The 18,452-nt window shown below is 59.2% G+C and carries 13 protein-coding genes and 1 pseudogene; 10 read left to right on the top strand and 4 right to left on the bottom strand.

Features of this window, described 5'->3' with window-relative positions:
- The first annotated feature begins 192 nt into the window (after positions 1-192).
- The 5 genes from JNL86_08495 to lipA all read left to right on the top strand — a co-directional run bounded on the left by JNL86_08495 (position 193) and on the right by lipA (position 5,138).
- Positions 193-867 carry a hypothetical protein gene (locus JNL86_08495; GenBank protein ID MBL8042939.1) on the top strand — a complete coding sequence of 225 codons (675 nt, stop codon included), beginning with the start codon at positions 193-195 and terminating at the stop codon, positions 865-867.
- A 142-nt stretch (positions 868-1,009) separates the two neighbouring features.
- A complete protein-coding gene (pdhA, locus tag JNL86_08490) occupies positions 1,010-1,987 on the top strand; it encodes a pyruvate dehydrogenase (acetyl-transferring) E1 component subunit alpha (protein ID MBL8042938.1) in 978 nt (325 codons plus the stop codon).
- An 8-nt stretch (positions 1,988-1,995) separates the two neighbouring features.
- Entirely contained in the window at positions 1,996-2,973 is a 978-nt protein-coding gene (locus JNL86_08485) for a pyruvate dehydrogenase complex E1 component subunit beta (protein MBL8042937.1), read from the top strand.
- A gap of 63 nt (positions 2,974-3,036) precedes the next feature.
- Complete coding sequence (locus tag JNL86_08480; protein ID MBL8042936.1) at positions 3,037-4,239, top strand: 2-oxo acid dehydrogenase subunit E2; 1,203 nt, start codon at positions 3,037-3,039, stop codon at positions 4,237-4,239.
- Complete coding sequence (lipA, locus tag JNL86_08475) at positions 4,236-5,138, top strand: lipoyl synthase (protein ID MBL8042935.1); 903 nt, start codon at positions 4,236-4,238, stop codon at positions 5,136-5,138. The genes JNL86_08480 and lipA overlap by 4 nt, the downstream gene beginning before the upstream one ends.
- A gap of 158 nt (positions 5,139-5,296) precedes the next feature.
- Here the strand turns inward: lipA and JNL86_08470 are convergent.
- Both JNL86_08470 and JNL86_08465 read right to left on the bottom strand, forming a co-directional pair.
- Positions 5,297-6,361: pseudogene (locus JNL86_08470) on the bottom strand (porin).
- A 179-nt stretch (positions 6,362-6,540) separates the two neighbouring features.
- Entirely contained in the window at positions 6,541-8,253 is a 1,713-nt protein-coding gene (locus tag JNL86_08465) for a mechanosensitive ion channel family protein (GenBank protein ID MBL8042934.1), read from the bottom strand.
- A gap of 510 nt (positions 8,254-8,763) precedes the next feature.
- On the opposite strand from JNL86_08465, the gene JNL86_08460 reads away from it, so the two are divergent.
- Positions 8,764-9,996, top strand: a complete 1,233-nt coding sequence (locus tag JNL86_08460) for a sodium:proton antiporter (protein ID MBL8042933.1) — start codon at positions 8,764-8,766, stop codon at positions 9,994-9,996.
- A gap of 221 nt (positions 9,997-10,217) precedes the next feature.
- Here the strand turns inward: JNL86_08460 and JNL86_08455 are convergent, their stop codons facing one another.
- Both JNL86_08455 and JNL86_08450 read right to left on the bottom strand, forming a co-directional pair.
- The gene (locus JNL86_08455; protein MBL8042932.1) at positions 10,218-11,450 is read right to left on the bottom strand and encodes an ABC transporter permease; all 1,233 of its coding nucleotides are present in this window, start codon (positions 11,448-11,450) and stop codon (positions 10,218-10,220) included.
- A gap of 10 nt (positions 11,451-11,460) precedes the next feature.
- Positions 11,461-12,780 (bottom strand): efflux RND transporter periplasmic adaptor subunit, encoded by a 1,320-nt coding sequence (locus JNL86_08450; GenBank protein ID MBL8042931.1) that lies wholly within the window; start codon positions 12,778-12,780, stop codon positions 11,461-11,463.
- Between the two features lie 260 nt (positions 12,781-13,040).
- Here JNL86_08450 and JNL86_08445 point away from each other — a divergent pair, with 260 nt between their 5' ends.
- From JNL86_08445 to JNL86_08430, 4 genes are all read left to right on the top strand, one after another.
- Positions 13,041-14,420 carry a sigma-54-dependent Fis family transcriptional regulator gene (locus tag JNL86_08445; GenBank protein ID MBL8042930.1) on the top strand — a complete coding sequence of 460 codons (1,380 nt, stop codon included), beginning with the start codon at positions 13,041-13,043 and terminating at the stop codon, positions 14,418-14,420.
- Between the two features lie 36 nt (positions 14,421-14,456).
- On the top strand, positions 14,457-17,099 hold the full coding sequence (locus JNL86_08440; protein ID MBL8042929.1) for a PAS domain S-box protein: 2,643 nt from the start codon (positions 14,457-14,459) through the stop codon (positions 17,097-17,099).
- Positions 17,100-17,358: 259 nt separating this feature from the next.
- Positions 17,359-17,763: a response regulator gene (locus JNL86_08435; GenBank protein ID MBL8042928.1), complete on the top strand. Its 405-nt coding sequence runs from the start codon at positions 17,359-17,361 to the stop codon at positions 17,761-17,763.
- A 140-nt stretch (positions 17,764-17,903) separates the two neighbouring features.
- A partial coding sequence (locus JNL86_08430; GenBank protein MBL8042927.1) for a hypothetical protein occupies positions 17,904-18,452 on the top strand: 549 nt, incomplete at its 3' end.

Genomic DNA, 18,452 nt, shown 5'->3' with positions numbered 1-18,452 from the left:
CAGCAACAAGGCCTGTCTTGCCCCGTGGACATCGAGCAGCTCTACGCCGGCCGACCCTATCCCAACTGGGACCGCTTTCGTGTCTAGCCGAGGCTCATCGTCGAGCCATATTCCGATGTGCGCCAGATTGAAATGGTCTTCACAATCCTTTTACAATGCGCCCTTGTTCAGTGACGTGTCAGGGAGGTACTCATGCGCGCGAATGATGGCAGAGTCGGTCGGCGTGGGCAAACCCATGCGGTAGTCGGGTTAGTGGTCGGAGTGATGGCATTGGCAATCAGCGGGCCGGCGTGGGCGATCGACGTCAAGTTGTCCGCAGAAGATGCCAGGAAAGCCCTGGAAGCGGGGCGAGCACCCATGGAGAAGGCCGGGTCACCGGAAGATGTGAAGAAAATCTTGCAACAAGCCTCGCTGGTCACACGAGTCGGGGCGGATCCCGAAAAAGACCCGTGCGGCGCCAGTGCCATCTTGCGCACCAAGCGCTACCGCTTGGAGGCGTTTGGCAGGCAGGAAGCGGCTGAATCGAAAAAACAGAAAAAAGACGTGCGCATGCCCGACGAGTTTATTCAAAAAGTCGTCGATATGCCGAACATGGAAGTCGAAGTGCAGCTCTGCGGCGATGATGAATACTTTGCCGAGAAGGCCGACATCGTCTTTCAACAAAAGGGCAAAAATATTCGTCCGGTGGATCTCAGCCCGGCTGATCGAGGCAGAAAAAACGACGGCACGGGTCCCGCCTACCGGTCACGTTTCACCGCCCGGTTCGGGTACGAGTCGTTTGACCCCAATGCGAAAACGACCATCATTGTGACCTTGCAGGATGGTCAGACCATGCAGTTCGATGCCGACTTTTCGCAGGTGAAATAATTCGCATATTCCGGTGCGGGAATGCACGCCCGTACCGGAATTGCCGGTGCAATCATCTTCCTTCCTCAGTCGTTCCCGTTCATCCCTGCGATGACTGCGTAACCGAATATCCCGGTTGAGTCGTCTTCTGCCGGCATGCATAATGACCGACATGGACAAGGCCGACCTGCGTTCGCTCTATCGCCAGATGTTGCTCATCCGCCGGTTTGAAGAAAAATCGGCCGAGATGTACGCACTCGCCAAGATCGCGGGATTTCTTCATCTCTACATCGGCGAAGAAGCGATTGCCGTGGGCGCCATCGCTGCCCTCCGGCCGGAGGATTATGTGATCAGCGCCTACCGCGACCACGGGCATTGTCTTGCGCGCGGGTCTGATCCGGGCAAGGTGATGGCCGAACTCTTCGGCAAGGCGACCGGGTTGTGTCACGGCAAGGGCGGCTCCATGCATCTGGTGGATTTGCCGAAGCGTTTCATGGGCGGCTACGCGATCGTCGGCGGGCATATTCCATTGGCCGCGGGATTAGCCTTCGCGTCAAAATATCAAAAACAGGATCTGGTCACCGTCTGTTTCTTCGGCGAAGGCGCTGTGCCGAGCGGGCAGGCGCATGAAGCGTTTAATCTGGCGGCGCTGTGGAAACTGCCGGTGATTTTTATCTGTGAGAATAATCGATATGGCATGGGGACGCCCGTGCATCGGGCCGTGGCCTTGTATGAGAACGTGGCGGAGGCCGCGCGTTCCTATGGCATTACAGCCGAGCGTGTGGACGGCATGGATGTGCTGGCCGTGCGAGCCTTGATGCGCACGGTGGTAGATCAGGCTCGAGCGGGGCAGGGGCCGTATTTCATTGAAGCGATGACCTATCGGTTCATGGGCCATTCGATGGCCGATCCCTCACACGGCCACTATCGGAGCAAAGAGGAAGTGGAGGAATATCGCAAGCGCGATCCCCTGGCGGTGCTCAAGGAAACGATGCTGAGCCGGGCGCAATGCGGGGAGGCCGACTTCAAGCAACTCGAACAAGAGGTCGGTGACGTGGTGGCGGCAGCGGTGAAGTTTGCCGACGAAAGCCCCTTTCCCGATCTTTCGAGCCTGCATGCCGATGTCATGGAGGAGGAGTAGGAATCTCTATGGTGTTGTCCTATCGGGAAGCCCTCAATCAGGCCATGCGAGAAGAGATGCGGCGGGACTCGCGCATCTTTTTGATTGGCGAAGAAGTGGGGTATTACCAGGGCGCCTTCAAGGTCACCAAGGGATTTGTCGAGGAGTTCGGGCCGCAGCGGGTGGTGGATACGCCGATTACGGAAGCCGGGTTTACCGGGTTGGCGATCGGCGCGGCCATGGCGGGTCTGCATCCGATCGTTGAACTGATGACGATGAACTTCGGCATTGTGGCCTTGGATCAAATCGTGAACAACGCGGCCAAGATCCGGTACATGTCGGGTGGCCAGCTCTCGGTGCCGCTGGTGATTCGCGGTCCTGGCAGCGCGGCGCATCAATTGGGTGCGCAACATTCGCAGAGCTTGGAAGCCTGGTTCTGCCATGTGCCGGGGTTGAAAGTCGTGGCTCCGGCCACGCCGCACGATGCGAAGGGTTTGCTGAAGAGCGCCATCCGCGACAACAATCCGGTGATCTTCATTGAGGCACAACTGCTCTATGGCACAAAAGGCGAGGTCGGCGAAGGGGAGTACACGCTTCCGCTTGGGCAGGCTGACGTGAAGCGGGAAGGGACCGATGTGACCGTCGTCGCCTATTCCAAAATGTTGCTCGTTGCGCTGGAAGCCGCCGAGCAGTTGAGTCGGGAGGGCGTCGACGTCGAAGTGATCGACCCGCGCACGCTCAAGCCGTTGGATCTCGAGACGATCGTCACGTCGGTCAAAAAGACGGGACGACTGGTGATTGTCGAAGAAGGCTGGCGATTCTGCGGGTTGGGCGCACAAATTGCCGAAAGTATCTACAGCGCGGCGTTCGATTATTTGGACGGCCCTATCGTTCGGGTCACCGGCGAAGACGTGCCGATCCCTTACAGCCGACCCTTGGAAGATGCCGCCATTCCAGATGTGGCGCGTGTAGTTGCCGCTATCAACACAGTCTGTGGTGTCGCATGAGGCATGGTTGCCGAAGAGGGCGGGTTGGTCATCGAAGACCGTCCGCTTCGTGGAGGAGGATACATGGCTAGCCGCGTCGTCATGCCGAAGCTGACCGATACCATGGAAGAAGGCGTGCTGCTCGCCTGGAAGAAACATGAGGGTGATCGGGTGCAGGCGGGTGAAGTGATCGCCGAGATCGAAACCGACAAGGCGGTCATGGACTTGGAAGCGTTTGCTCCCGGCGTCCTTAGAAAACTGCTCGTGCGTGATGGCGAAACGGTGCAGTCCGGAAAGTTGATTGCCGTCATCGCGGAGGCCGATGAAGACATTGCCTCGGCCTTGTCAGATGGCGTGACGGCTGCGCCGTCGATCAGCAATGGGGCAAAGACCGACGCCGCGCCGAAAAAGGCATCGGCTCCCGCTCAACCAGCGCGTTCCGAGGCGGTGCGGCCAATCGCTTCGCCACGCGCCAAAGCCCTGGCCGCTGAACGAGGCATCGATCTCTCGACCCTCACCGGCACCGGTCCCGGCGGGCGTATTGTCGAGGACGATGTGGCCGCCGCCTCATCTGCCAGCGCGCAATCATTGCCGGCTGGCACGGATCAGCCATTGAGCCAGATGCGCAAGGCCATTGCCCGATCGACGGTGCAGAGCAAAGCGCCGATCCCGCATTTTTACCTTACGGTCGACATCGACATGGAGCAGGCCGAACGGGTGCGTGATGAGTGTAAGCAAAGCCGTCAGCCCCACCCGTCTATCACCGATGTGCTGATCAAGGCTGCGGCCTTGGCGCTCAAGCGGCATCCGGAGATCAACGTGTCGTTTACGGGGGACGCCATCAGGCGGTATGAGCAGATCGATATCGGCGTGGCTGTCGGCATGGAAGACGGACTCATCACGCCGGTGGTTCGAAATTGTGGCGCGAAGACCTTAGCTGAGATCTCTGGGGAGACGAAGCAATTGATCGACCGGGCGAGGCAGAAACGATTATCACCGCAGGAATACTCGGGGGCGACGTTTGCCATTTCCAACCTGGGTATGTTCGACGTGGATGAGTTTATCGCGTTGCTCATGCCTCCGCAGGCGGCGTCGATCGCCGTGGGCGCGATACGAGATGTGCCGGTGGTGTCCAAAGGCGCAGTGGTTGCGGGACGGCGGATGAAGGTCACGCTCTCGTGCGATCACCGCGCGTTGGATGGCTTGATGGGAGCGCAGTTCCTCAAAGAGTTCAAACGTGTGCTGGAGCATCCTCAGGAATTGCTCGCCCCGGTGGTGAAACGATGAGCTTCATTCACATCGACCCCCGGCCGACTGATGAAGACCGGCCGTCAGCTGCTCCGTCTCGCCGCCTGCCGCCCTGGTTCAAGGTGAAGCTGCAGACCGGTCCGGATTATCACGACATTCGCCAAACCATGGATCGGCTCAAGCTGCACACGATCTGTGAGGAAGCGCGTTGTCCGAATGTGTGGGAATGTTGGAATGCACGCACGGCGACGTTTTTGATTCTCGGCGATATCTGCACGCGACGATGCCACTATTGTTCAGTGGCCACCGGCCGGCCGCATGCGGTCGATCACGAAGAGCCGCTGCGTGTGGCAGAAGCGATTCAGGCGCTCGGTTTGCGCCATGCGGTGATCACGTCGGTCAATCGCGACGAACTTGAGGATGGCGGAGCCTCCGTCTTTGCCGAGACGATTCGCCATATCCGGCGGTTGATTCCCAGTTGCACGATCGAGGTCCTGATTCCAGACTTTGAAGGCAATGAAGCGGCGCTCGCAGTGGTCGCGGCTGAGCGACCGGACATTCTGAATCACAACATTGAAACGGTGCGACGCTTGTTTCCTTCGATCCGCCCGCAAGGGAAGTATCAGCGATCGATCGAGTTGCTGGGGCGCGCCAAGCAGATGGGGATGACGACCAAGTCGGGCCTGATCGTCGGCATGGGGGAGTCGTCGGAGGAAGCCCGCGAGGTTATGCGAGACCTGCGTTCAGTCGACTGCGACATCATGACCATCGGCCAATACCTCCAGCCTACCAAAGAGCATCTTCCCGTCGCACGCTTCTATCATCCGGATGAATTTTCGGTCTTGAAAGAAGAAGGTCTCGCGCTCGGCTTCCGTCACGTTGAATCAGGCCCGCTCGTCCGCAGCTCCTACCATGCTGAACAACAGGTTTCAGGATAGTGAACCCTGCTCGGTTCTGATGTTCTAGACCGCGGCGAGACGCGAGGCATCTCTCCCACGTGCTACATGTAGACGCCCTGCCACCCATCTGCTCGGCTGCTTCCATGGCTTCCGTCACAATGGTTCGTGCACCACAGACCAGGTGCCTGTAACGACTGTCATGAATCGAACGCCAAGATGAGCGACATCAGCAACAGGTGCTGCTCGCGCGCGAGTCCGATGACGCCCGGGGCGATGTCCCCTCGTGTGAAAAATCCTCCCCCGATTCCAGTGGACTCATCGTATCGATGCTCCAACCGAATCACAACGCTCCGAGCGGTTTCAACCCATCGATACTCGAGAGTGGTCGTCAGAGCCTTCAGGAGCTGTTCAGAGCCAGAGATCCGTCCATTACGATCCCAATAGAATTCAGGCCGTAAGGCGAGGCTCCAGGGGCCGGAGACGTTCCACCGGGCATAGAATGCCGCTGCCGTCCAAAAGGTGCGTGGATGGCCGGGTTGTTCGGCGGCATTCTCCGTCCCGAGATCATAGGCTAACGCCAGGGTCACCCGCTTGCGTTTCCACTCAAGGATGCTATCAGAAAAAAACCGCCAGTATTGCAAGGAGGTATTGGACTGGTCCGGTCCGTAGTACAGGTTTTCCGTGAAGGTCCATTCGCTATCCAACCGGTAGGCGACCTGGGTGCCATAGCTCAATTGATTGTTCGGATGGGAAAGGTAATTGTAGCCGTTGATGGCGTACAGATTGAGTTGCAAGCGATCGGTGACCGGGTATTGGGCCGCCAAGCCAAACATGAAATACGGAGCATTGTCGGCCATATAACTTCGCGTGTAGTTGAAGTTGTTGCGCGCGTAAATCGACTGATACCCGATGTAGCTGTTGAACAGGCCGGCCGTGATGGTGAGTCCGTTCCCGATCGGCGCCAGATATGAGACGTTGGCCCGCGAAATGTGGCGGAGTGTATCCGCCCCGTCTACCGGTTTGTCGCGCCCGGGATTCGAAGAAGGCACCAGGGCGTCGGTGTCATATCCGGCTTGCAAGCCCAACTCCATCCCCCAGCGTGATGAGGTCGTCGCATCCTTGCGCACATAGCCGAGCGTCATGTTCGGAGCCAATTCATTGACTCTCGGAGTAGTGCTCTTGCTTCGCCAGAGATGGTTTTCCGGAAAGTTGACATCGAGCGCGTAGCTCAAGTCGAGAACTGCGCCATAGTGCCAATCTGAGGCATCAGGCGAGGAAGCGGCCGCCGCCGCGATGTGCGGAAGGCACCCGATCAGGCATGCCCCCAGCCGCAGCGCGGCGATGAGTGCGCGCCGCGCTCGTTGTTGCCGCGCAGCACGCTCGGAAGGTGTGCTGCGTGCTGACGGATGTCGAGACCCCTCCGCTGTGTCTTCTGGTTCGTTCATGGTCTCGGGGATGTTGGTGGAGGCCCGCCAGGTGCGGGCTTGCCCAGGAGGCTATCCAGCGGTTCGATGCGAAACGCCGGCGCGTGGTAGTTGGGAGGTAAGTACGACTCTGGGATCGTGGTTTTATTGCCGTCGCGCACTTGGGCATAGTGCGGGGACATGATTTCTACTCCGGCTTCATTGAAGGTATCCTGAATGTTCTGGTGGAGGTCGGAGTAGGTGCCGGCCATCTTGTTCGGGGCACCCGTATACGCATTCAACTCATAGACGACATAAAAGTCGTTGAGCGCCGTCTGCAGTACGAACGGCTCCGGGTCCGAGAGGATGTTTCTCGTGGCCAGCGCTGATTTCTTGAGCAGCTCATGGACGGTTCGCCACGGGGCATCGTAGCCGAGGGTTACGGAGGTGTTCAGGATCAGCGGAGGCGCCGTCAACGACGTGGAACTATAATTGATGATGTGTGCGCCAAGAATGAGGGAATTGGGGATCGTGATGTCGACATTCTTGATGGTTCGAATTCGGGTCACCAGCAGGGTCTTTTCCGTCACGTCGCCGACGGTATCGGCGATTTTTACTCGGTCGCTGAGTTGGAAGGGACGCATGTACGTCAGGATAACACCGGCGATCGCATTGCTGACGGCGCCTGCAGAGCCGAGAGAGAACAAGACTCCGAGAAACACCGAGACGCCTCGGAACGCTTCCGATTGTGAGCCAGGGATGTAGGGAAAGATGGCCATGGCTGCGAAGGCGATGATCAGAAAACGGACGATCTTGAACGTTGGATTGGCCCAGTCGCGATGGAAGCCGGTGAAAGTGATCGCGCCGCGCTGGATTCCGTTGAACATCATTTTGAACAACTTGATGATGTATCGCGTCACCAGGATGATGACGACAATGGCCGCAAGGTTGGGCAGCGCGATCAGGAAGGTTTCGGCGATGGTGGAGAGTGTCGCCACCACAGCTTGTATGAGGGTCGTGGCGAGCTGCCGCGTCCAGGGGAACAGCCCCAGCACGGTGGTGAGGTACAAATAGAGGATCATGATCGTCAGCAGGAATCGCAGGATTTTGGTGACGGCGATGGCCTGCTGGGTCAGTGTATGGGCGGAGAAGACTTCGACTCGCTGGATCTTGATCGCCTTAATGTGCGTGCCTTGCCATTGCTCGATGTGGCGGTAGAGCTTCGGAAAGATCTTATGCAGCACGAGCAAGATTGCGATAAAGATGGCGGTGGCTGCCCCCGCCAGCGCGGCATCTTTGAGCAACATCTCCGTGCTCAGCTCTTGTTGCGCCCTGCTCAGCACGTTCCGTAGCCTACCCGTGTACTCCTGCGCCAGGTCTTGGCGAGTTCGACCCGAAGGCTTGGCGTCTCCATCGGTTACCGTTAACAACACGAGACCGTCTAGGACGATATCGGTTCCGTGTTCGGTTTCAACAATGGTGATCGCATTGAAGTTGCTGAACGGGTTGTTCGCGATGTGTTCGAGTCGCACCTGAATGGCTTGCGCACGTTGCTGCGGCGTGAAGGAGCCGACTTTCTCATATAAAACGAAGAGGGTTTCTCCAAGGTAGACCACTGGCGCCTCGTGGATCTGTCGCGCCGAGGTGTCCATGGAAAAGTGCGGAAGAGGTGCTGATACTTGCGCAAGAGACACGCTCGGGAAGAAGAGCAGGCAACACAGAAACAGGCACCGTCCCAAGCAGGACTTCATGATTGGCCTCCATGGAGTGTGTTCTACGGATTCGTGCGTGGAGTTCATGTCACCGTGGCTGGGGTTGTGAGGAGCATTGCGGTCGAGCACTGTACTCGAGGTCAAACACGTAATCAATCCGTAATATTCTCGGGAGCAGGTACGGCTTGTGAGGGCCGTGCCTGTGTGTTATCGGTAGACTTGCGATGTCGTGCGCGGACCATCGGGTCGTATGCCGGCACACATGCGCGTGTGGTTGCGTGGACTGTTCGCCGTCGTCCTCGTTTTCTTGGCGAAGACCGTCATGTCTGCGATCGACAGGGCAGGTGCGGTGAACGGTTCGGTGGTGCGCAGGGTGCTGACACGAGGCGGACCCCGCAGAGGACCGGGAAGACAGCCTGCGCATGACGAATCTCGCCCGTCACATCGTCTCGGACCAGGCTTGGAGTTGACCATGGAGGGAGAAGGTCCTCCGCATCGTGAGTGTCGGAAGTCGAGCCGGAGGCGCGCTCCAAGGCCTGCTGTGTCGCGATGACCTTGATGCACACGGTCACGATTCTGGTCTGTCTCTCGGCCGGCTTCAGCTACCTCAATCACCGCTACATCAAATTGCCGGTCGCGATCGGTCTGATGGCCATGGCATTGGCCATGTCGCTCGTGCTGCTGTGTCTGGGCAAGTTGGGGTATGGCATCGAGAGCCAGGCGAGGAGTTTCGTCCAGCGCATCGACTTCGGCGAAGCGCTTCTGCATGGCATGCTCAGTTTTCTGCTGTTCGCCGGGGCGCTTCACGTCAATCTCGACGATTTGCTCGATCAAAAGTGGTTCATCGGGACGTTAGCGTGCGGAGGGGTGCTCGTTTCCACGGCGATCGTGGGTTCGCTCACCTATCTGGGGTTGGAGTGGCTGGGACATCCGATTCCGCTCATTGCCGCCTTCCTGTTCGGGGCGCTGATCTCACCGACCGATCCGATCGCCGTGCTGGGAATTCTGAAGAATGCGAACGCGCCGAAGCGCTTGGAAATCAAGATCACCGGAGAATCGCTCTTCAACGACGGCGTTGGGGTCGCGGTGTTTCTGGTGTTGCTGGCCATGGCGGAATCCGGACGAGTCACGCCGGAGGCGATGGGGTGGTTGTTGCTGCAGGAAGCGGTCGGCGGCATCGTCCTTGGGCTCGCGTTGGGGTATGGCGCCTATCTGATGCTCAAGTCAGTTGATCAGCATAGTGTCGAGATCCTGATTACGCTGGCGCTCGTGATGGGTGGGTATGCGGTGGCGGATGCCTTGCACACATCGGGCCCCATTGCTGTGGTCGTGGCGGGGTTGTTGATCGGAAACCACGGTCGGCACTTGGCGATGTCGGACACCACGCGGGAATATTTGGATACGTTCTGGGAGTTGATCGACGAGCTGCTGAATGCCGTTCTCTTTGTGCTGATCGGACTGGAGGTGCTGGTCTTACGTTTTCAAGACGAATATCTCTTTGCCGGATTGCTGGCCATTCCTCTGGTGCTGTTCGCGCGGTTCGTCAGTGTGAGTCTTCCCGTGCAGTTCTTCCGTTTGTTCGAAGACCTGACGAATCGCGCGACCGTCATCCTGACCTGGGGAGGTTTACGCGGTGGCATCTCCGTCGCCATGGCCCTGTCGCTGCCCGCGTCGACATATCGCGACGCGATCGTGGCCATGACCTATATCGTGGTGGTCTTCTCCATTCTCATTCAAGGACTCACCATCGAACGGCTCATTCGAGCACCAGAAAAATCATGATATCCGGCGGGGATGCTCGACTTCCGCCGCGTTGAACGGGCTTGCTGGTTTGCCGTTCCTGCCGCGTCGTTCAGCATGCCTCAGGATATTGGCTATCGTCTCGTTCTCATCCGCTCGATCCCGGCGCGCTGCCACGCGGCGTTCCGCAGGTGTGGGTCTCCCGAATGCTCTTACGGACCGTGCTTTCCGGCTCCAGGCGTTAAGCCCCCTGGGTGTTGCGCTTACTCATAATGCAGCGCCTCGATCGGATTCATGCGGGAGGCCTTGTTCGCCGGGTAGAGGCCGAAGAAGATGCCCACGGCCAGCGAGAACAGAAAGGCCACGGTTACGGCTTGCGAGGAAATGATTGTCGGCCAACCGATGAAGTGAGTGAGGATGCGCGCGCCGGCCACGCCGAACAGGACGCCGACCACGCCGCCGATGGCGGTCAGAATGATCGCCTCCACGAGAAACTGCAGCAGGATGTGGGCGCGTTTGGCTCCCACTGCCATCCGAATCCCGATCTCTCTGGTCCGTTCTGTGACCGACACCAGCAGAATATTCATGATTCCAATCCCACCGACCAGGAGTGAGATGGAGGCGATGCTCAGCAGCATCATCAGCATGGTGCGGCTTGCGCCGGCGACGGTGTTCGCCACATCCTCCATGGTACGGATGGTAAAGTCGTTGTCCTCCGCCGGGTGAATTCGGTGTCGTGCGCGCAAGAGTTCCTTGATTTCTTCGGCGGCGGTGGGGACGCCGTAACGATGTTGGGTCGCGACCAGGATAATGCCGACGGTCCCAAGGAATTTCGTGCCCAGCACTTTTCGCTCCGCGGTGGTGAAGGGTAGGATCACGATGTCGTCTTGATCCTGGCCGGAGAGTGATTGCCCCTTCGGAGACAGGATGCCGATCACCCGCAGCGGGACGTTCTTGATTCTGATCTGTGCGCCGATGACTTCCTCCCCTCGCTCGAATAAATTGTCCGCGACCGTTCTTCCCAATACGACCACTTTGGCAGCGGCATCTTCATCGGCCTGCGTAAAAAAATTGCCGTCGGCCACCGGCCAGTTGCGCAAGTCGGTGAAGGTGGTGGTCGTCCCGAGTGCGATGGTGTTCCAGTTTTTGTGTTCGTGGATGACTTGGAGCACCGATCGGGAGGCATAGGTCACGAGGCTGATGTCACCGACGCGTTTTTCGATGTCGCGGGCATCGTCAACGGTGAGGGTGGAGACGCTGCCGAGTCCGCCGCGCACGCCTCCCGTAGTGGTGGCGCCGGGGATGATGATGAGCACGTTCGTGCCGAGGCTGGCGATCTCGCGTTGCACTGAAGCGGTCGCCCCCTGTCCGAGGCTGACCATGCCGACGACGGCGCCGACACCGATTACAATGCCGAGCATGGTCAGGCCGGCTCGTAACGGATTCCGGCGGAGAATGCGGAGGGCAGAAAGGATCGTCAGCCAGAGAAAGCTCATGGGGGATGTCTCACCGCATCTTCGGGCCGAACTCAAAACCCGGCGGCAGTTTCTCCTGCGCGGTATCCTCCGCCGTCGCGACACCGACGATGGCCGCGTCGCCTTCGTGCACGTCGCCGGAAGTAATGTCTGTGAACAGGGAATCCGCTATGCCGAGCGTGACCGGGGCTGCCCGCACGCGCCCCGTCGTCTCCAGGATCCAGAGTTGAGACGTCTTGCGATCCAGCGGTACACCTGGCATGCGAAATCGCAACGCAGCGTTCGGTGCGCGGAGCGCATCGTCATTGCGGGCCGTGACGATCGAGATGTTGGCGGTCATCCCGGGTTTCAGTTTGAGTTCGGGGTTCTCGACCGAGATGATCACATCGTAGGTCACGACATTTTGAATGCTGATCGGCGCGTTCCTGACCTGCGTCACGATGCCGTGAAAGAATTCCCTGGGATAGGCGTCCACACGAAAGTCTGCCGATTTGCCTTCGGCGACTCCGCCGATATCGGATTCGCTGACGTTGGCAATGACCTGCATGCGGGTCAGGTCCTGGGCGAGGACAAACAGGGTGGGCGTTTGGAAACTGGCTACGACGGTCTGTCCTTCCTCCACGTTGCGAGAAACGACGGTGCCGTTCACCGGCGAGAAAATGGTGGTATAGCCCAGGTCCAATTCGGCTGAGGCCAGCGTGGCTTTGGCTTGATCGACTTGCGCCTGCGCGAGGTCGAGTTGCGCCTCGGCATCGCGAAAGTTGGTCGTCGCGAGATCCAACTCCGATTGGGCGACGAATTGTTGTTCCCGCAGAGCCATCATCCGCTTGAATTCCAATGAGCGCTGCGTAAGCATGATCCGGGCTTTGGCGAGACTGGCCTGCGCGCTTTTGAGTGCCGCCTTGGCCTGACTGACCTTGGCTTGGTACGGCTTTTGGTCGATTGAGGCCAGGATCTGTCCTTCTCGTACCACCGAGTTGAAATCGGCATAGAGCTTGGCGATCTTGCCCGACACCTGACTGCCCACCTGGACGGAAATCACAGGATTCACGGCGCCGGTGGCGGTGACCAGCGAGGTGATTGGTCCACGTTCGACGGGGAGGGTCTTATAGTGCGAAGCCACCGGATCATTGGACCACCAGCGCCACAGGCCCACGGCCAGGACCAGAAGGATGCACACCATGGCCAACACGATCGCTGCCCGTCTGGGCTTGGGAGGAGGCGCGTTTCGGGCGAGCGTAACCGGTACCTGCGGATGGCCTTGCCCTTGCACTACTGAAACAGAGGCCGGCACCAGCGGTGCCGTCTCCTTGGTTTGTTGGTTGTCCTGCTCTGATGACCTCGAGCTCATACCGCCACTCCCACGTAGTCAGGAGAACGCAAGAGAAGTGCCGTTCCAGAGAGACGGAACACGTGATGGAATGGTGAGTTGCCTGCAGCGCTGGAGTTGCTGAGGCCAAGAGCGGTCATGACCGATGGGGCATTTTGGGGCAGGCGTCGGATGCCCGCTGCGGCAGGACGCCACTTGACCGCTCAGGAGTTGGCCGATTAGTCTGTTCGCGCATGTTCGGCGGGCGCCGACCCGCCGGAGGATTCAGAGAGGAACGCTGTATGACTGAAGAATGGGGCGCGGTACTGGTCGTCGACGATGACGCCGACATGCGGAGCTTGCTCTGTGATGTGCTGCAGGGCCGCGGGCACCAATGCCTGGGGGTGGGCAGCGGAGACGAGGCGCTTCAGCAGCTGAGTGAGGAAGATTACGCCGTCGTCCTGACCGATCTCCGGATGAAAGGCATGCAGGGCACTGAGTTGCTGATGGAGGTCAAACAGCGGTATCCCGACATCGGGGTGATTCTCATGACGGCTTTCGGCACGGTGGAAACCGCCGTGGATGCGATGCGGCATGGAGCGAGCGATTACCTCACCAAGCCGGTGAAGACCGAGGAATTGGTTCGGGTGGTCGAACGCGCGATCCGCGAGGCGGCGCTCCGCCGCGAGGTGAGTCGTCTGCGCAAGGAAGTGCACAAAGAATACAGCTTTCATCAAATACTCGGTAAGAGCAAGCCGATGCAGGCCGTCTTCGAGTTGATTCGACGGGTAGCCGACAGTCCGACCAACGTGTTGATTACCGGCGAAAGCGGAACTGGCAAAGAATTGGTGGCCAAGGCGATTCACTACAACAGCGACCGGCGTGATGCGCCGTTCGTTCCCGTGAATTGCGCGGCGATCCCCGAGCAGTTGCTGGAAAGCGAACTGTTCGGCCATATGCGGGGTTCCTTCACGGATGCCAAAGTGGATAAGCGCGGGTTGTTTGAGGAGGCCCAGAAGGGCACGCTGTTTCTGGATGAGATCAGCGAGCTGCCGCTCATGTTGCAGGCCAAATTGCTGCGTGCCATTCAAGAGCGCGAGATCCGGCGAGTGGGCGCAACCAAGTCCATTCCGGTAGATGTGCGGATCATCGCCGCGACCAACTTGAATCTCGTCGACGAAGTGAAGCACAAACGGTTTCGGGAAGACTTTTACTACCGCCTCAACGTCATCGAACTACGGCTGCCGCCGTTGCGGGAGCGGCGTGAAGATATTCCGATCCTGGTGGATGCGTTTCTGAAAAAGTGTGCCGCCGCTCGCGGCAGGCAGGTCAAAGGGCTCAGCGAGCCGGCTCTTGCGATGTTGGCGGACTATGCCTGGCCAGGGAATGTCCGTGAACTGGAGAATGTCATCGAGCGGGCCGTGACGCTGAGCCATGGCGATGTGATCGGCGCGGAGGATTTGCCCCTTCAGGTCCAGGGGGCTCGAGGGGATCGCCGGATTCTCGACGAAGCGGCCGAGCGCACCTTGCCGTTGCATGAAGTCGAGAAGGAATATATCGTGAAAATTCTAGAGAAGACGGGCGGCAATAAGTATCAGGCCGCGCACGTGTTGGGGATCGACCGGAAGACCCTCTACCGCAAATTGGCCGAGATCGAGGGCAAACCACACGCAGACGCGTAGATTCCACGTTGCACCGTCGTGCGGGGAGCCATCGTCGTGCAGCCCTTCTCGCAGAAATCCCTGGTCAGTGAATATAGCGGCCCGGTTTTGCTGGCCGCCGGAATCTTTTTCTTGGACCTGTCGGTGCCCGCGGAGGTCGCTGCCTGGTTGCTGTATGCGATTCCAGTCGCGCTGACGATCGGCAGCTCCCGCGCGCGAGCTCCGCTCTATGTCATGGGATTGGTCGCCTGTTTGGCGGTGACCGATCTTGTCGTGTCTTCGTCTGGATTCCCACCGGTTTCTTTCTGGCTGAATCGCTTGTTGGGCATTGGCGTGATGGGCACTGTGGCGGCGCTCGTGGCGACCCGTCGGACGAGTGCGACACCGATGGACGTCATCGACAGAGAGGTGGCGCCGGTCGAGAGGCCGCAAGAGGGGCTGGCGTCGGAGACCGGGCAAGGCCGGGCGCACGCGGAACTCCTTCGTGACAAGTTGCGGTTCGAAGGCATCGTGCAGTCGGCGATGGATGCCATCATCACTGTCGATGACACGCAGAAGATCGTCTTGTTCAACCAGGCCGCGGAAGACATGTTTCGATGGAGTGCCCAGGACATGTTGGGGCGGCGGTTGGATCGGCTCATCCCTGAACGGTTTCGCAGCGTTCATGGTGAGCACATCCGCGAGTTCGGCCGATCCGGGGTGACCACGCGGCAAATGGGGTCGCTGGGTGTGATCATGGGCGTACGGTCCAACGGTGAAGAATTCCCCATCGAAGCGGCGATTTCCCAAATCGGCATTGAAGGTGTGCGGTACTACACCGTCATCCTCCGCGATATCACCGAGCGCAAACGACTGGAACAGGATCTGGCGGAGCGTGAGGCGTTGCTGCGGGCGATCATTGAGACCGAACCTGAGTGTGTGAAAGTGCTGGCGCTTGATGGCACGGTTCGGACCATGAATGCCGCAGGATTGGCGATGGTTGAAGCCACCCACACCGCGCAGGTCGTCGGCAAGGATTTGTGCCACCTGGTGGCTGCTGAGTCTCAGCCGGTGTTTCGCGAATTGGTCTGTAAGGCTGCACAAGGGGAGCCGGGCCGGTTGGAGTTTCAGCTGGTGGGGATGTTGGGCACGCCTCGATGGCTGGACACCCATGTGGTGCCGTTGCGTGCCGCCGATGGAACGGTCTCTGCGGTGTTGGGTGTAACACGTGATGTGACCGATTGGAAAAAGACCGAACAGCTGCTGCGTCAAAGCGAAGAGCGCTATCGCCGGCTGTTGGCGGTCTTGCCGGACGCCATCCTGGTGAATCGCGGCGGGCGGATTGTGTTCATCAATGAGCAGGGGGTGCAGCTCTTCGGGGCGAGCCAGCCGGAAGACATTCTCGGACGGTCGCTCTACGAACTGGTGCATTCTGATTTTCATGAATTGGTTCGAGAGCGGATTCGGCATCTGCTGGATTCCGGCAACACGGTTCCCGAGGTCGAGGAGAAGGCTGTTCGACTCGACGGGGCGATCGTCGATGTGGCGGTCAGAGCGGCTCGTTTTCAGGACGAAGGGGGTGTCGGCATCCTAGTCGTGCTGCGGGATCTGTCGCTGCGCAAGGTTTCTGAACAACGATTACGGGAAAGCGAAGAGCGGCTTCAGAGCCTGTTGGACTCGATGGAAGATGTGATTTGGTCGTCGTCGTTGGATTGGTCTACGCTGTATTACGTGAGCCCGTCTGTGGCTGAGATCTACGGCCGGTCGATCGAAGAGTTCCTGGCGAACCCATCGTTGCGGCTCGCGGCGGTCTATACGGATGATCGAGCCTTGGCCGATCAGGCGCTGTGGGACCTCCAGCGCACGGGGGAATGTGATGTCGAGTATCGCATCGTCCGGCAAGACGGTGAGGTGCGATGGGTGCATGATCGTGGCCGGGTCATTCGGGACGGGGCCGGGCATCCCTTGCGCATCGACGGGACTGCCAGCGATATCACGGAGCGGAAGCGGTTGCAGGCGCAGCTGCGTCGAACCGAGCGAGTGGCCGAACTCGGCACGGTGGCTTCGGGCATGGCCCACGAGATCGGGACGCCCATGAACGTCATTCTGGGCCGGGCGGAATATTTGATGGAGCGGACGAAGGAAGAGCCGGTCAGGAAGGGGCTCCAGACCATCATCAGCCAGGTGGAGCGAATTACGCGGGTGATGAATCAGTTGCTGGCGTTTGCCCGGCGACGTCCGGTCGAACACCGGGCATTGGATCTTCGACAGATCGTCGAGGACAACCTGGAAATCTTTCAGGAGCGGCTCTCGCATAGCCACATCGCCGTCGAAACATCGTTCGCTGAGGCGTGTCCGTTGGTGTGCGCCGATGCGGATCAGATGAGCCAAGTGTTGATCAACTTGGTGATGAACGCCATCCATGCGATGCCGAACGGCGGCGTGCTGAAGCTCGCATTGACCCCCGCATCGGATCGTGGAATGGTCATGCTCGTGATCGGCGATACCGGCCACGGGATGCCGAAGGACGTGATTGCCAAGATCTTCGATCCCTTCTTTACGACCAAGGAGTTCGGCAAGGGGACCGGATTGGGCCTGACGGTCGTGAGAGGCATCATCGAGGAGCACGGCGGGACGATTCAGGTCGACAGCGAACCGGGAGTCGGAACGGTGTTCACGATTTGCCTGCCGATTCATGTTGCACCGGCTGCCACGCCATAATAGACACTTCTGCAGTCTCTTCAAGTCCACAGTCGTTCCCCGGGCAGGTACCGCCTTGCTGTAGCGCTTCGGGGCAGGCGGTCAGCCCGGGTGGGGTCTTTCTCGCCAGCCTCGTTCGGGCGGCACCTCTGTTCGGAAAATCCTTCACCGCTGAATCGTCAATGAACACAAAGTGTTAGATCGTACGAGGCCATAGCCACAATGGCACATACTTTGCGTCGGTTGAGGCGTCATGGACACTGGCTATTGGAGCCTCAACGTGAAAGGAAGGAGTCCAGCTGTGTTGTTGGTCGTGGAAGACGATAAGGACATGCGCAGTCTGCTCTGTGATGAGCTCTGGGGAGAAGGCTATCAGTTGCGGGAAGCCAGCAACGGGGAGGAAGGGTTGGACGCCGTTATGCTGGCCGCGCCAGACCTGATCGTCACGGATCTCAAAATGCCGTCAGGCGGGTTCGAGTATGTGCATAGGCTGAGGAGTTGTGCTCCTGCTTGCCCGATTATCGTCATGACGGCGTTCGGCGATGCCAAAACGAAGGAAGAGGCCTTAAAAAGCGGCGCGACTGCCTATTTTGACAAGCCGGTGCGCCTGTCGGAGCTGAAGGCAACGGTGAAACGGCTTCTCATGCCCTCCGAGGGCTCGCCGTCTGATTGCACGGTCCATTAGTGCTCCGCGGTTGACGCGACGACGGCCCGCCTGTCCCCCGGGCGAGAGGGTTGTCTTCCAACTATTAGGCGTAGTACATATAGGGCCCGAAATGTAGAGAAAGGCCCTTCTTGATATCTTCCGACATAAGGAGTGATGAGATGGCCGGATCTCACCCCCCAGCAACACCCCTTTCTCCTTTCGCTGATCCCATCCTCGCTGCTCGTCTGGAAGCACTCAGGCAATTGGCTGACGGATTGACCGATCGCGTTGCGGTCATCGATCGAGACCTGAATGTGGTGTACGCCAACGATGCGGCTTGGGTAAAAGGGAAAGAGGAGGCGGCCCTCAACAAGCCGGCCAAGTGTTATCAAGCGTTCGTTCAGATGACGGATCCGTGCGGGGCCTGCCCCGCCGAGTCGGTGTTTGAGACGCGTGAAGTGCGCACGGTCGCCTGCAATAGCTCCGGTGACGGCACTGCGTGCGGCATGCATCAAGCGTTTCCGCTGATGGCGGCGTCCGGCGAAGTGGGATCGGTGCTCGTGTTGTTCCATAAGCGGCCTGAAGGGGCCGCGTTCCCGCTGCCGACTCCTGCCGGCAAGCCGAGTCGTTCCAGCCCGGAACGGACTGAGTCGCGCTTGGGTGATCTCGTCGGAGTGAGCTCGGTCATGCATCAATTATTCGATATGATCCGCCTGGTTGCGGACAGT

It is taken from the genome of Nitrospira sp., from assembly GCA_016788885.1.
Classification (GTDB): Bacteria; Nitrospirota; Nitrospiria; order Nitrospirales; family Nitrospiraceae; genus Nitrospira_A.
This window is presented reverse-complemented; position numbering and strand designations above follow the sequence as displayed.